Raw genomic sequence first — 14,747 nt, 5'->3', positions numbered from 1 at the left:
AGTCTTTCTAGTGCTCGAGGAGGTATCAATTTCTGGGGAGCGTAAGGGTGAGTTCTGTCTGAGGTGGTATGACGGTGATCTGGTCCTGAAGAATTGCGTTCAGGTTGAAAATGGTTACGAATTTTGCCAGCCCAAAGCGGGTTTTTGTGTCGTAGGCAATTGCGTTCAAGTGTTTATATGGTTCGAGCTCAATGAGCTTGTCAAGTAAGTCCATTCGGTTTGATGGCTTTCTCGGAAAGTCTTCTCTAGGTGAGCACTCTTCGTCCAGCCAGCGATTCCAGTGACAGTGAATGTCGTCCAGCACGTCTTTATTGGCTCTTAACGGTAAGTTCAGGAAGCGACACGTCTCGAAGGTTGATAGCTTTTGTTTGTTGCTATCCCAATCGCCAATGTCAACCTTTACATCCGCAAAACAAACTCCTTGGCCTGTGGCGGCGCTTTCCCTGACCGCTGCGCCTATAAGGCTGCCCGGGCCCTTGTTGCCGTATAGGAGTGTTATGCCTCGCTGTGGGAGGCGAAACTCTGGGAGTTGAAAATAGTTCGGATTTTCAAGAGTATAGCTTGACGGCTGTCGGTCACCTTCGAAGAAAAAAAATGTTTTGGTTCCGATTGCAGACACGTTAACTCTCGCCGTTTAAAGACTCGTCAGAGTCAGGAAAAATGGGTCTATTTGCAAAGTGACAATACAGCATCCTATGGTAGCATTGAAAAATAAAGTAGAAAATATGAATGCCAAAGTTTGTGATCCAATGCCCCTACTAAATCTGTCCTTGATCAAGTCGAGAAGCCTCTAATGCCTAACAATGAGTTGACCCATCCTTCAGGGCCTATAAATGGTCGTACACTGGTGAATTTAAAAGCCGTGCTCGAGAGCTTTCTTGGTGGGGGGGAGGTTCGTGATCTTGATCTCGCGCTCCTGATGAACGTACCTCTCAATCGACTGAGCCAATTAAAGAGAGCAAAGTCTTCCATCTATACTGTTGGGCGCACTTCAGACAAAAGTGTCGGCCTTGACGCCGAAGAAGAGGAGGAAGAAAGTGCTGAGTTGCCGGGAGTCAGGCCTAGCCAGGCGATACTCGTAAGGCTGCTCCTCAAGCGACCAGATCTAGTGCCGATGCCTCTACGTCCTTCAAGTGCTGAGGTTTTCGACCTCCTTCAGCCTTTCATGGGGGTGGTTGATCAAGTTAAGTATATAAAATCAGGCGGTAAATCTGGTTTTGCGCCTTTATTCGGGCGGTCCTACATTTCTTCCTACAAAATGTTGGGGGAGGGGGCAGCTGGAATGCAGAATGCAGGTCTACCGGTTGCTCGGCTCCAGATGCTTGTTGTCGGTAAATACTCCCAGTTTTTCAGGGACGGCCTCAGAAAGTACGCGGTGCAGTCTCGCTCGGCTCCAGCGTTCGTTAAGGAGACGTTACAGTGTAAAACGGGTTGGGGGTTGTTGCGTGAGAAGGACTCGCTGACTGACTGGATGGATGATGCATTGCATGACCGGTTTGAGTCAGAGGTGTACGCCCTATTCAGCCAATGGTTTAGCAATTGTTACCTCGGCATCCTGAAGAATGAGGCGAAGTCCAGAGATCTTGACCCAGTCGCAGCCATTATTAAAGGGAAATGGGTGAACTCTTCAGCGGTCAGTGACGATAAGCTGCGACAGTACGATCGATTTTCGCGCCCGATTCTGGGTAGTAGCGACAGCCTGTTCTCATTGTTTCGCGAAAGTTTTGGGCTTACGAGTGCAGAGGCCTATTGGGTTTTAGGATTGCAGGTGAAGGCGTTTTATCGGTTTCGACAACAGCCGGATCGTCGAGTTGATGCCCCTACGTCAATTCTTCTACGTTATTTATTCCAGTATCCAGAGGATATAGGCTTATTTATGCCGAAGCCTATGCCTGGTGCTGAGATTTTTGACAAAATAAAAGATGAAGATGGCAACTTTAAGCTTGGTCAGCTCGCGCCACTATTTGGTGCTTCACGGGTTATGAGCTACGAGTTTTCAAATCCTGATTCGCCTTGCCCGTTCTTCGCTCGGCGTCTTGCTATGGTCTTCCAAGCCGCCTTTTCTGGGGGCGAGCCTATATACAGGCTGCTTAGAGAGTGTGTTGAAGAGGAGGTTCAAGCTCGAGGGCTCTCATCTGATCTTTTCTGGCGTGATGGGCGTTGGCATAAATAGATTAAAACTCATCATAACTTTACAAAGTTTTGCAAAAATGACGGTGTAATCGGGTCACTAGAGAGCTACCTTGAAGTGGTTCGTAGTGGTATAGTTATCGCATAGCCTAATCCTATTTTTCGGTTGAAGCTTGTTGTAGTAATTATTCTGTAACTTTAAGTGCTCGCAAAAAGGAGAAGTCGATGAAAACTGCAAGGATTTTCAGAATGCGGTCTGGTGCAGCGTTAGCAAAATTGCAAAAAGGAGCGTCATCCCTGGAGTATTTAATGCTGGGCGCCGTAGTGATCGCGATTTTGATTGCGGTTATCGGATTGAACGACGACATAGCCACTACCATTAGTGAAACACTGAGCAATCTTTTTGGGGAAGTGCAAGACGCAGCCTCGTCAGATTAAGTAAGTGGGTATGGGCTGTGTCGCGGTGGTGCGCCCGCGAAGTGGATACCAGGCGGCACAGCTCGCCCCTTCGCGAAACTTTGGGCTAGAAATTATGCGTTCTTATAGTAGTAAAGGCGTGATAACCCTGGAGTTCGTGTTGATATTTCCGATCTTGGTCGGTTTGATATACGGGGCTGCGGGTTATGGCGTCCTCTTTTTTAACAAATCGCAAATGCAAACGGCTGTTGATCGAGCCGCGGCAGCGGTTTTCGCTCTCGACAGGCGGGCGTCAGGTAATTTTGCGCAAGATGCGACCAGCTACAGCAACGAAGTGCTTGTCGTATTGAGCGAGCGATTGCCAAAGGCGTCAGCCCAGAGAATAGTACAAAGGGAGTGTGTGGTTAATACAGAAAACGGTCTAGACTTGCTGGAGTGCACACTTCGGGCGGATGCCGGAGATGCGCCTTTCTTACCTCAAGTGAACGTTTTTGGGTTAGGAGCCTTTCCCCCGCTACCCGCCTCTTTAACGACTCGCTCTGTAGTTGCTTTCTAGCAACTGATTGGGCACACCTACTGACCTGGCAAAGGAAATGGATGATGAGGTCAAGGTTTTTCTATGCAATTCCCTCTCTTCTGCTCGCCTTAGTGGCTGTTGGCATCGCTCTTTATGGCTTAATGCTGGAGCGCGAGGCTTCAACCAGCGAACGACCGGAAATGTCAGAGCGAGCTCAGAATCAATCCGATGGGCTTGTCGAAACAAGGTTCACTTACCTGATTGCTCAGCAGGCAGGGGACCCCGGATCCCCGCTGGTACCAGATGGGTTGGTTCGCTTCGAAACGACAACTGAATTGCAAGGTGCCGTGCCATCTGATGAGGTATCGTTTGATGAGCCCTTAAAGAGGACCCTTCGGGCGGGAGAAATTGTCACCTTTGACCTTTACAAACATTCAACGCGCCTTCAGCCGTTACTCGAAGATGGTATGAGAGCTATGGCATTGGAGCTAACACCCCTAACCAGTATTGGGGGGCTATTACAGCCGGGTGATTACATCGATATCTATAGCAGCTTTAGGGGTACGAGTGATGAAGATCCTGCTGCTGTGGAAACCCTCAGTCAGTTGAAAGTGCTTGCCGTACAAGGATCAGTTGAAATTGACGGTGAACAAAGCGGAGACAACCAGCGCAGAAATCAAACCATAGTCTTGGCAGTGCCGCGACAACAGGTGCCCCGGTTAGCGCTAGCATCGGCAGAATCACGATTGAGCTTTGTCGCCACCGGGCCGCAGGTGCAACCTGCCGAAAACGATCTCGCCTCATCTGAAGTTGGTGCCGCTCCCGCTGATGAAATGCCTGCAGAGCCGCTGGTGGCTTACTTGACTGATATTAAACCGGCAAAAGTTGAGCCGAGTGAGGATCAACAACCCCCAACTCAGCAAAGGAGCAAGCCCTCAGAAGCATCTGCAGGTCGGGAAGTCAGGATTTTCGAAGGTTCTTCAGCAAGGAGCATTTATGTTCAGTGATGGTCTAAGACACCGGGGTGTTAGATTAGTACTTCGATTGTCAATTGCGGCCCTCGCATGGTTATCATTTTCTCATGCGGCTGCGGTAGAAAGTACAATTTTATTAGGGCCCGGTGAACAGCATGTGCTCCGTTTTTCTGAGCCGCTCTCCAAGATATCTGTTGCCGATCCGAGGATCGCTTCCGTAACCGCATCTGGTGAAAAAGAAGTGATCGTAACGGCAGAAAACTCCGGAGTGACAGCGGTAAGAGTGTGGCTGGAAGGCAAAGGTTCTCCCCTAGTTACAGAGTACAAAGTGTCTGATCTTCGCGGTATTAAAAGCAAAGTACCGATGCAAGTACAAACCGATATTCGAATTGTTGAGGTCAATCGCTCAGAACTCAACACACTTGGCGTGTATTACTCCAGGCTATTTAATGGTGGTAATAATGGTGTGACTATTGCCCCGCCGGGTTCCGCGTCAATGTCCGCTGCTTCCGGGGCACCAGCAGCGCCGGGAGCGTTGCGTACCGATGGCTTCAACCTATTCAGCTTTGGGTCAAACTCCTTGAGTGTCATCAATGCGTTGGAATCGGGTGGTTTCGCCTACACCTTAGCCGAACCATCCCTCGTAAGCCTTAGTGGACAAACCGCTACGTTCCTCTCCGGCGGTGAGTTTCCAATTCCAGTCTCATCAAGAGATGGCGATGTTCAGATCGAGTTTAAAGAGTTTGGTGTAAGTCTTGCGCTGACGCCTACCGTAGTGGATGACGAGCAAATTATTTTGAAAGTGGCGCCGGAAGTCAGCGAGTTGGATTTTTCAGCAGGTGTATCCACTGCCGGCGTCTCTGTACCCGGGCTTCGAATTCGCCGAACTGAAACTATGGTTTCCATGGCTCCTGGGCAAAGCTTTATTATCAGCGGCCTGGTTAGCCGCTCCACCACTAACAGCAGCGACCGATTACCAGGGCTGGGTAACATACCAATTCTCGGTGCATTTTTCCGCTCAGACCGAGTGGCATCCGAAGATAAAGAGCTAATCATGGTCGTAACGCCCAGATTTGTAAGTGCTCAAAATCGATTGCCCGCCGATGTCCGTAATTTCGGCCGGGAATATGAGCAGAGCAGCACGAAATGGATCGACATGGCGATCAACCCCGGCCGGGCTGGCAAGCCTATTGAAAGCGGCCTTAGCTGGTAATGGAGCAAGCCATGAGTAATAACATCATATGTGTCGCAGACGATGTTGGTGTGCGTGTTTGGTTGGAGCGTGTACTGGAGTCCGAGTGGAACCTCGAAATGGTAAGCTCTTCCGATTTGTCGCGGGTTAGCCGACTGGTACAGGCAACGGGAGCGGCCGTTGTGGTCGTGGCTGTGGACGAGCACGACTCTAACAGAGCGCTGAAAGTTTTTTCCGCAATTCAGAAAGCGTGTCCTGAAGTTCATCTAATAGGTGTCTCGCAGAGAGTGTCACAAGATCTCCTGCTGAGTATCATGCGTGCTGGTGCCAGGGACTGCCTGATTACCGGTATCGATTCAGATTCAGCCCGTGAACGTGTACGAAAAATAGCTGACGCTGCGATGCCCGTACACGCAGGGGGGCATCGGGCATCGAAAGGAAACATCACCCTGTTGACGTCCGCGTCGCCTATCGTAGATACGCGGTTCTTTGCTCAGAACTTCGTGTGTGAAATGAGCCGTTCCGATACTGAAAAATCGATCCTTGCGCTCGACACAAACTCTGAGACCAATAAAACCTTCTATTACGACAACCTTAACCGATTGACACTCAATGACCTCGTTTCCCGGGGCGACAGCGTAGATCGATCCTTTATAGAAACCGCCCTGGAAGAATTTTCGTCGGGACTACGCCTGCTTTCTGGCCAAATAAGCTCCGAATCCCTCGAAGGTGACTTTGGGGCTGATATCTACATCACGATGAGCCAGTTGGCAGGCCTGTTCGATCACCTGGTGATTCGAGTAGAGCCAGCAAGTGTTGAAGGGTGGTTGAGGGCGATGGGGTCTGATATCAGCAACGTCATCTTGTTAACGCATCCCGCAGTGGATCAAGTACAAGCAAGTGATGCAATGTTGAAATTGTCGAAAGAATGGGTTGGCGAGACGTGCCGTTTTTTCGTGGTCGTTGATGGGTTCGAAAAGAAAAGTAACCTATCGCTAGCGGATATAGAAAAAACACTGGGGCAAGCGTGTCAGTTGACCTTACCCCTTGAGTGGCGCTGCAGGTTAGACGCAATCAACGCAGGGATTCCCATGTCGTTGGTTCCTGCCAAAAACCGTTATGAGCGAAAGTTAAGAAACTTTGTCAAAGACGATTTTTTAGCAAAACGTAAAGGTAGTGCCAGGTTTCTATTCAAGCGAGCGGGCAGTTGAGGGGTAGGTCATGGCGATTAGGGTTGATGATGACTATCAGCATTTAAAAAAAAACGTCCATTCCCACATCATCGAGCGGCTTGATGAAGAGGGCATCGAGGTTGAACGAGTAGAAAAGGGTCAGGTATCCCGCTTTATTCAAGGCGTAGTGGATCATTATGTTGCTACCCATAGAATTCCCATGGCCAACGCAGACCAAGCCATGTTGGTGCGTGAAATGGTTGATGAGGTTCTGGGTTTTGGTCCGCTCGAGCCCTTGCTCGCAGACGATCAAATCAATGACATATTAATCAATGGCGCTAACAGCGTATTTGTTGAAATCGCTGGGGTATTGCAGAAAGTCCAGACGCGCTTCATTGACGACGAACACGTAATACGCATTATCCGGCGGATCCTCGCCCCCCTTGGCCGCAGGCTTGACGAAAGCAGTCCAATGGTCGACGCCCGTCTCCCGGATGGCTCCCGGGTAAACGCAATCATCCCTCCGATTGCGCTTGACGGCCCATCGATGTCTATCCGCAAGTTTTCATCCAAGCATTTAACTGCGAACGAACTGGTCAACTTGGGGTCAATGACCAGAGACTGCCTCGACTTACTCTCCAATATCGTTGAATCAAGACGCAACCTCTTGGTGAGTGGAGGAACCGGCACAGGTAAAACAACCATCCTAAATTTGCTGAGTGAGTTCATCCCACAGGATGAGCGAATCGTCACCATTGAAGACTCCGCAGAGTTGCAACTGAATCATCCGCATATCGTCCGGCTGGAAACCCGGCCGGCAAATACCGAGGGTACCGGGCGAATTACTGCCAGGGACCTGATTATCAACGCATTGAGGATGCGGCCGGACCGAGTCATAGTGGGGGAGGTTAGATCCGGAGAGATCATTGAGCTCCTGCAGGCAATGAATACCGGCCACGAAGGTTCAATGAGCACCATTCACTCTAACTCGGCCAAAGACGCATTAATTCGTATTGAAACCCTCTTGGCAGTGAATGGATATGATGCTGGTGAAAGGGCCATTGCCAGGCTAATCGGCTCATCGCTTGACGTCGTGGTCCAGCTCACCCGCTTGCCCAATGGCCGACGGCTCGTAAGCGAAGTGGTCGCTCTTCAGCCAACCAAGTCAGATCCATACCGTATGGAAACGCTATATCGCTCCCCAGAGATTGAGTGGTCAAATACACAAGAGGCGGCTGTATGAACGCCCAGGTTGCCTGGTTTTTGAGCATGCTTATCGGAACTGGAGCACTGATAATTATCCTGTCCCAGTTAGTCGTAAGCCGATTGATGCTTGGCTCAAGTATCAAGAAGCGTGTACGCAACCGTTTGGCTCGTGAGGCAACAGTTGAAGAGAAAGCATCGATCATTGATTTGGGGCCACTGCAGAACCTGATGCTTCGCGCCGGTATCAAAGTTTCCCCTGGGAAAGTGATTTTTCTGGCAATGGTTGCATTAACAGCCATCGCATTGACATACCTCTACCGAGGCGTGGTTGAAGTTCTGGTGCTGATTTTCTTTATCTTAACAGCGCTAGTGACGCTCTGGCGGGTAAAGTTCGAAAAGCAGCGCCGCAAAATTTATGAGGAATTGCCAGGGATTCTCGACAGCATGTTGCGATCGATATCCGTTGGTAGGTCTGTCGAACAAAGTATCGTGATGGCCTTTGCCGATGCTTCACCCGTGTTCGACCCTATGGTATTCCGTTTACGCAATGCTGTTGCGCAAGGGCGAGATTACACGAGTGTGCTGGATGCCTTCGCAGCTTTTTACCAAGTGCCTGCGTTCACCCAAGTGGCAATAGCACTGAGAACCTCGTCTCGATTCGGGTCATCGGTACGCCCAATCCTCTTTGAAGTTTCCCGGGCAATCCGGTCCCAACAAGAACTCCGCCGGGAATTTCTCGCAGCAACGGCTGAAACACGTTTTACCGCTGTGGTTTTTGCACTGCTCCCACCTGCACTAGCTGTCTATATGGTCGTGCTCAACGAGCAATTCTCTGAAAAGCTACTTGAATCGGATGTAGGGCACACGCTCTTGATGATTTCTGGCGGGCTACAATTACTGGGCATCCTCATGATATGGAACCTGATCCGGGGGGTAGGGCGTGCCTGAGATAGTATTCGTTTGCGCGGCGTTGATGGGCCTCCTAACCATTGTAATAACCCTTCACAAAGCCCCTAACTGGGGCGTCAAGGCACGTATTTATGCAAGACTCAACCATCAAAAGGTCAGCCTTGCAGATGATGGTGAAGCCTCTGCGGCGGCTGACTTTCTCATTTGGTTAGTCGACAGGAAGCTATTTGCATCGGATTTCAAAGAACTTGAGCCGTCGTTGGATGCCACAGGAAGGAGCGCTGTCTCTTCAAGGCGACATTATCTGACTTGGTGTTGGCTGATGCCCTTAATTGTGGCAGTTCTGGCGTTCTCCCAGGCAGACTTCGTCATGGCTGCTCTGCTGTTACTTGTAAGCTTTTATCTGCCCAGGCGGTTAATCCGATCATCGGGTGCAAGTGCAGAAAAGCTACAGAACAGAGAGGCCATAGAGCTCTGTCAATTAACACGAATGCTGATGGAAGCTGGTTTAAGTCCCGAGCGATCACTAAAACTGATTTCCAACCAGGCCCGAGACATCATGCCACGCCTGATCCAAAGGATCGACCGTTTCAATCGTGTTATGGAAAGTGGTGCAGAGCGCAGCCAAGCGCTGGAAGAACTGGGTCGAAATCGTAATCTCACCGTTTTAAGAAGCTATGTTGCGCTCATGAAACAATCCGGAACACTGGGTTCCAAGGTGGCCTCAGGGCTCGATCAAATAGTTCAGGAAGCCCAGCATGAAGAGCGAAGCAAACTAAAAGAAGAGACGAATAAAATTGGAGCAAGGATGACCGTCATCATGATGCTATTTATGTTGCCGTCATTATTCATGCTGATAGGCGGGCCAGCGGTATTGTCGATACTAGACGCATTCCAACGCTGACAACCCAACCAAAACCACAGACAGTGGCCAGTGAAGCGCATACTGAAGGAATACAACATGAAAAAACATCTAATGATCGTCTGCGCGCTTGCAGTAACCCCGCTACAAGCGAGTGATACCAAAGATAGTTCAGATGGACTGCAGGGGCTTGCCTTTGATGCGCACAACGAACGTAAAGTTCAGAAGATAATGCGTCAACAAGCCGAAGCGGGGTCAGTGGGTGCAGAGTTGACCGAGGCCGTTGTCGTCAAGACCCACAAGAGACTTGTGGATAGCTTTGAACAACCGATACCTGTTCGAATAAGAGAATCAACGAGAGATGATTGAACAAAGGCAACGCGGGGCTCTGATCTTCGCTACACCATTGCTGCTGGTGTTGATTGTTACATTCACAACATTGCTCATTGACGGTTCCCGGTTGCTGCTCGTTCGCTCCGAGATGCAGTCAATCGTCAATTCAACCGCAACAGCAGCAGCCGATGAAGCGCAAACCTGTAGCGGCGTTCCAGCCACCTTTAATGCAATGCAAACTCGAGGTTTGCTTGCTGCCAAGGCCGCTGGCTTTGACGGTGACGAAGCAGCCATCGAGATCATTCCCGGGGTTTTGCTCCAAGGGCAGTCGACGGCCAGCCCGATGGTATTTACATCGCGGAATCCCAGCACACAAATGGCGCAAACGAATGCAGCCTGGGTGAAATATACCCGCACCGAGCCAGTATCCGCATTGTTCCCTAATTCAGTATTTCCTCCCATCACCTTGACTGCAGAAGCTGCTGCCAGAAAAGAAGTTTATGCAATACTCAGTGCCACTGGCGCTACTGCCACCGTCCAGGGCGGTCTTTTGGGGTCCCTGGTTGGGCAGCTTATAGGGGCTCCTGGGTATTCCTTGGATGCAACCAATCTTCAGAGCCTTGAGTCAACCCTCATCGGTGTGGGAGACCTGCTGTCGGCTTTGGGCGTAGCTGACCTCACCAGCCTTGTCGATGAACCGCTAATAGATGTACTGAACGCAGTGGTTGGACTGACTGGCGGCGTTACTTCACCAGTGGGCGGTATTGTCGACGATCTGACCAATGCAGTTGGATTGTCAGGTTTGAACGCTTCCGCAGTATTTGAAGTGATTGGTCAGCCCCCCGGTAACATACAAGCCTCGTTCCCAGTCTATGATTTTGTCATCAGCGTGGTTCTCAACAGCGCTAAAGCCCTTAATCAATCAACATCGAGTCTTCTATCTCTTGGTCTCGACACAGCACAGTCCCCGCTGCTGTCCGGGCTGGTTCAGTCGATTAGTCTATTGGGGGACGTTGACGTCACGCTAAATCTGGTGGTTGATGAGCCGCCCCGCATTGTCATCGGCCCCGCCCGGCAAAACGAACAAGGCGAGTGGCTCACCACTGTGCGAGCATCAGACATCGCACTAGAGACGGCACTGGACATTCAGCTTGCAACAGGCATATTGGGCGACCTGATTAGCACGCTCTCCCTTGGGCTGATCCAAATATCCATTCTAGACAACATATCCATCCCGCTGGCGGTGCAGGTGGGTGGTGGTGAAGCAATGCTCGTGAACGCTAAGTGCGCCCGGGGTGGGTTGAATGAAGCCGAATTTGATTTTTTGATGCAGGATAGTGTTGCGAGTGTAAAAAGTGGAAGGGTTGACGCTGGTACGGGGCAGGTTACGCCTGAACCTATTGGCGTAAAGCCCCTTCTCGGATTAAAACTATTGGGCGTCTCTGTTGCTAATGTTTGTATCGAAGCAGACCTGGATATCAATCTGCCCTCTACCAGTGCAAACCAGGTACTGGAAAGCTATAACCTGTATTGCCCTGCAGGTGAGTGCGATATCGAGTCGGTAGACTCAGGTAACAATGCTTTGCAAGGCCTTGATATTCAGGTCCGGAACTTGGCTCTGGACTGCGGGCAAGGGGGCCTGACAGGCGTTGTGAGCACAGTTCTTAGCGGGTTAGTAACCCCACTGACCGGGCTCCTGAAGGGCGTGACCGAGCCTGTGCTAGGCCAGTTGGTTGCACCTTTATTGTCCGCATTGGGTGCTGATCTCGGGGGAATGCAATTACGAGTTCTTGGAGCTGAACAAACTGGCTCCCAGCTCGTAGAACGTGCCGTATTCGAATGAATTCTATAATGCCTGGTAGCCCAGCTCAGCAGTGGTAAACGGAGGACTTTCTTTGCCAGGGAATTTGGGACATCCCGTATCACTCATGTCGATAGCACTGATAGCAATCTTAGTGTTGATTTACATCAGCGTTAGAAAAGATCGACGGCTAGCCTTGAGGCGCGAAAAGGAATTGGTGGCAGCGCTTGAAAGCGCTCGGAGGCGCCTGCGATCATCCTTATCAGATACCCGCTCCATGTTGAATCAGGAAGCCTCCGTGATTCTGGTTTTCGATCGCCAGACGCTTACCTTGCTCTTTGCTAACCAGCAGGCACTGGACCTTTTTGGTTACAACAGCGCCGCAGAATTATCAGACAAAGTCATCATGCGCCCGGATGCCTGGCAACCACATCCGTTTTCACTGCTCGACTTTGAACGATGGATGAACCAACTCAAAGCCAGTGGTTCGCAGCGCAAAGAGTGGATATTCACGGGTCAGGATGGGCAAGGAATATGGACGGACTGCTACCTTGCGAACACCGTATTTGAGGGTAAAACTGCTCGAATACTCAGTGCAAACAACATCAATCGATACAAAATGGACCGGATTGCAGACGTCATCAGAAACCGGGTGCTGACCAGCATAAATGCCGGGGTCTCGCTGGAGAGCATTTTTGACAGCCTCTGCAAACTCGCTGAAATTCGTCTGAAAGACAGTCGCTGCCAAATCGCAGTTTTTGATCAACAAAGAAACCATCTTGAAACCATGGGTGCATCGCGATTTGCCAAAGATCTCCGGAGCAGGCTGCCAATCATTGCCGCCCGTTACGGAGAAACCTCAATTGGAACAGCGGCTTATACAAAAAACAGAGTGGTTTGTGAGTCAATCCGGGATGACCACCGTTGGCAGGGCTATACTCAGATCGCAGAACAATTAGACGTAGACGCAGTGTGGTCGGAGCCGGTCCTTGATCACAAAGGGCAATTACTGGGTGTTCTCTCGGCTTTCAGTTCCGTACCCAAAAAGCCAGATGGTGAGGCCATTGAGGAGATGACATCCGTTGTATCGCTGATGAGCCTTGCGATTGAGCGACAGAAATGGCGTAGCAACCTGGAGGCAGCGGCGTCCAGTGAACGGTTCATCAGGCAGTTAGGAGTTGAGCTTGTAAACCTTGCTACTGGGGAAACTTTTAAGAATCAGTTGCGAGCCTCCCTACATCGTGTGGTTGCGCATTACGAACTAGGGTCGATCAGCGTATGGGAGCACGATGACACAGCCAAGGTGTTTACCCAGTTGGTTTCCACCAGCAAGAACCCCGAAACCGTCAGTGAAACAGGACCCGCTGTAGGTTCTGGTAACCAAAGCATTGAAGAGAATTTCGTTCTTAACGCATCGTCAAAGGGCACCCCTGATTACATTACCTCCCAGGATCCGTTACATCCGCATATCTGTGTGAGCTCAGACCCCAAACCGGTACTGTTCATTCCGCTGGATAACATTGAGCAACAGGACCTTAGAATTGGATTCATCTCCGTACAATCTCAATTCATGTTCGTCGCGCAGGAAACGATAGAGCATCTGCAGGTAATTGGGACAATGGTACGGACAGTGTTGCTAAACAGAAGACTTGTCCAAACCCTTTCCCAGGCCATGGAAACAGAGCAAATCGCTCGAAAAAAACTGGAGGGAGAACTGTCAGTTGCCCGTTCCATACAGATGGCAATGGTGCCAGGGGCCGGCCAATTTAAAGAAAAGTACCGAAATTGGACGATAGAAGCGTGGCTGCAACCGGCAAAAGCGGTGGGTGGAGATCTATACGAATTTATCCGTTTGCCGAGTGGTAAAGCCATTGTCGCGGTTGGCGACGTCTCCGACAAAGGAGCGCCGGCTGCCTTATTCATGGCTAAAACGGTCAGTTTGCTAAACCTCCTCGTGCGCTCCCACGACGGAGACCTTCAAACCGTTGCAAATGCGCTTAACAACGAATTGTGCAGGAGCAATGATAGCTGCATGTTTGTCACCATGATCTTATGCGCTATTGACCTTACCACGGGGAACGCAACCTGGTTAAACGCTGGGCACAACGCCCCGCTTGAAATAAGTAGCATTGCGGCGCCAAGATTTGTTGAGCTTGAATCGGGCCCACCGCTCGGGCTTTATGAAGATGTCTCGTACCCAGTCAAATCTGCCAGAATAGAGCCTGGTAAAAAAATATCTATGTACAGCGATGGTGTGACAGAGGCCTTCAACGCGAGAGGAGAAGAATTTGGTGACGACCGCCTGCTGAGTCTTGGGTTCAGGCCGCACGCGGGCCCGGACGGATTGCTGGGTGTTATGCGGCAACATTTGCTTGATTTTATTGGAGGAGCTCCCCAATCTGATGACATAACGCTATTGACCATCCATCACCATGGCCAGGGATCATGACACTGACAATAAAAACGCAAGACAGCGTCTCATCCATATTCAATGCTGTTAGGGATGCACTACCACCAGCACTTTATGATAGCGACAGCGTGTACGACTGTTTTACAATCATCGATGAATTCCATGCCAACATTCGTGAGCATGTTGCATCCAAAGAAAGCGAATTCAAATGGTGGCTTACGCTGGAATGCCGCAATGGGGCAATAGAAATGACATTTCAATACGGTGGTCCGTGCTTTGATCCCACGCAAATTGGCACCGTTATACACCAGCCAATAGAGTCCCGAAGAATCGGGGGGTTAGGATTGACGCTAATCACTCAGTTAAGTGACAAAATAGATTACACTTACAAAAACGGGCTCAATACATTATGCGTTGTGGTTAAGGCCACCAAAGACTCCAAGGAAAATGACCCATGGCACTGAAAATAGTAAAGAGAAATAGCGCTGAGGAAGCTGTCAGTCTGGAACTGCAGGGTTCATTGGATAGCGATACATCGCCTGAACTGGACGACTACCTAAATGGCGTTATTGGCCCCTCGACAAAGGTTGTTGCATTCAACATGGCGGGCGTTACGTTCATTAGCTCCGCTGGCTTGCGGGTGATCTTCAAAACTCTCAAACTCATGAAGTCCCGTGGGGGGCAGGTAAGTGTTACCCAGATGAGCAAAGGGGTTAGAAAGGTCTTTGAGATCGTCAAGGTCATGCCAGACCTCACCGTTTTTGCCAACCAAGCTGAAATGGATGAATACTTGGAAGCTGTACAGCGTCGGGCCGAGGGTTAAC

Annotated in this window: 15 protein-coding genes; 14 read left to right on the top strand and 1 reads right to left on the bottom strand. The window is 50.3% G+C overall.

Features of this window, described 5'->3' with window-relative positions:
* Positions 1 to 25 precede the first annotated feature (25 nt).
* Positions 26 to 619 (bottom strand): hypothetical protein, encoded by a 594-nt coding sequence (locus tag QUE75_RS13245; RefSeq protein WP_286250807.1) that lies wholly within the window; start codon positions 617 to 619, stop codon positions 26 to 28.
* 174 nt (positions 620 to 793) lie between these two features.
* Here QUE75_RS13245 and QUE75_RS13240 point away from each other — a divergent pair, with 174 nt between their 5' ends.
* The 14 genes from QUE75_RS13240 to QUE75_RS13180 all read left to right on the top strand — a co-directional run bounded on the left by QUE75_RS13240 (position 794) and on the right by QUE75_RS13180 (position 14,746).
* Positions 794 to 2,173: a hypothetical protein gene (locus QUE75_RS13240; RefSeq protein ID WP_286250805.1), complete on the top strand. Its 1,380-nt coding sequence runs from the start codon at positions 794 to 796 to the stop codon at positions 2,171 to 2,173.
* 182 nt (positions 2,174 to 2,355) lie between these two features.
* Positions 2,356 to 2,568: a hypothetical protein gene (locus QUE75_RS13235; RefSeq protein WP_286250803.1), complete on the top strand. Its 213-nt coding sequence runs from the start codon at positions 2,356 to 2,358 to the stop codon at positions 2,566 to 2,568.
* A 10-nt stretch (positions 2,569 to 2,578) separates the two neighbouring features.
* Complete coding sequence (locus QUE75_RS20610) at positions 2,579 to 3,103, top strand: TadE/TadG family type IV pilus assembly protein (RefSeq protein WP_396631714.1); 525 nt, start codon at positions 2,579 to 2,581, stop codon at positions 3,101 to 3,103.
* A 44-nt stretch (positions 3,104 to 3,147) separates the two neighbouring features.
* Positions 3,148 to 4,071, top strand: coding sequence for a Flp pilus assembly protein CpaB (gene cpaB / locus QUE75_RS13230; RefSeq protein WP_286250801.1), 924 nt, complete (start codon positions 3,148 to 3,150; stop codon positions 4,069 to 4,071).
* Positions 4,061 to 5,251 (top strand): type II and III secretion system protein family protein, encoded by a 1,191-nt coding sequence (locus QUE75_RS13225; RefSeq protein ID WP_286250799.1) that lies wholly within the window; start codon positions 4,061 to 4,063, stop codon positions 5,249 to 5,251. Before cpaB ends, QUE75_RS13225 begins: the two co-directional genes overlap by 11 nt.
* 11 nt (positions 5,252 to 5,262) lie before the next feature.
* Positions 5,263 to 6,441 (top strand): AAA family ATPase, encoded by a 1,179-nt coding sequence (locus QUE75_RS13220; protein ID WP_286250798.1) that lies wholly within the window; start codon positions 5,263 to 5,265, stop codon positions 6,439 to 6,441.
* A gap of 10 nt (positions 6,442 to 6,451) precedes the next feature.
* Complete coding sequence (locus QUE75_RS13215) at positions 6,452 to 7,645, top strand: CpaF family protein (RefSeq protein ID WP_286250796.1); 1,194 nt, start codon at positions 6,452 to 6,454, stop codon at positions 7,643 to 7,645.
* Positions 7,642 to 8,556, top strand: coding sequence for a type II secretion system F family protein (locus QUE75_RS13210; RefSeq protein ID WP_286250795.1), 915 nt, complete (start codon positions 7,642 to 7,644; stop codon positions 8,554 to 8,556). The genes QUE75_RS13215 and QUE75_RS13210 overlap by 4 nt, the downstream gene beginning before the upstream one ends.
* Positions 8,549 to 9,421 carry a type II secretion system F family protein gene (locus QUE75_RS13205; RefSeq protein WP_286250793.1) on the top strand — a complete coding sequence of 291 codons (873 nt, stop codon included), beginning with the start codon at positions 8,549 to 8,551 and terminating at the stop codon, positions 9,419 to 9,421. The genes QUE75_RS13210 and QUE75_RS13205 overlap by 8 nt, the downstream gene beginning before the upstream one ends.
* 57 nt (positions 9,422 to 9,478) lie before the next feature.
* A complete protein-coding gene (locus QUE75_RS13200) occupies positions 9,479 to 9,748 on the top strand; it encodes a hypothetical protein (protein WP_286250791.1) in 270 nt (89 codons plus the stop codon).
* Positions 9,741 to 11,555 (top strand): pilus assembly protein TadG-related protein, encoded by a 1,815-nt coding sequence (locus QUE75_RS13195; RefSeq protein WP_286250789.1) that lies wholly within the window; start codon positions 9,741 to 9,743, stop codon positions 11,553 to 11,555. Before QUE75_RS13200 ends, QUE75_RS13195 begins: the two co-directional genes overlap by 8 nt.
* A 256-nt stretch (positions 11,556 to 11,811) precedes the next feature.
* On the top strand, positions 11,812 to 13,962 hold the full coding sequence (locus QUE75_RS13190) for a SpoIIE family protein phosphatase (RefSeq protein ID WP_286250786.1): 2,151 nt from the start codon (positions 11,812 to 11,814) through the stop codon (positions 13,960 to 13,962).
* Entirely contained in the window at positions 13,959 to 14,387 is a 429-nt protein-coding gene (locus QUE75_RS13185) for an ATP-binding protein (RefSeq protein ID WP_286250784.1), read from the top strand. The genes QUE75_RS13190 and QUE75_RS13185 overlap by 4 nt, the downstream gene beginning before the upstream one ends.
* Positions 14,378 to 14,746, top strand: coding sequence for an STAS domain-containing protein (locus QUE75_RS13180; protein ID WP_286250782.1), 369 nt, complete (start codon positions 14,378 to 14,380; stop codon positions 14,744 to 14,746). Before QUE75_RS13185 ends, QUE75_RS13180 begins: the two co-directional genes overlap by 10 nt.
* Position 14,747 lies beyond the last annotated feature (1 nt).

Source organism: Marinobacter shengliensis, from assembly GCF_030297115.1.
GTDB classification, from domain to species: domain Bacteria; phylum Pseudomonadota; class Gammaproteobacteria; order Pseudomonadales; family Oleiphilaceae; genus Marinobacter; species Marinobacter shengliensis.
This window is presented reverse-complemented; position numbering and strand designations above follow the sequence as displayed.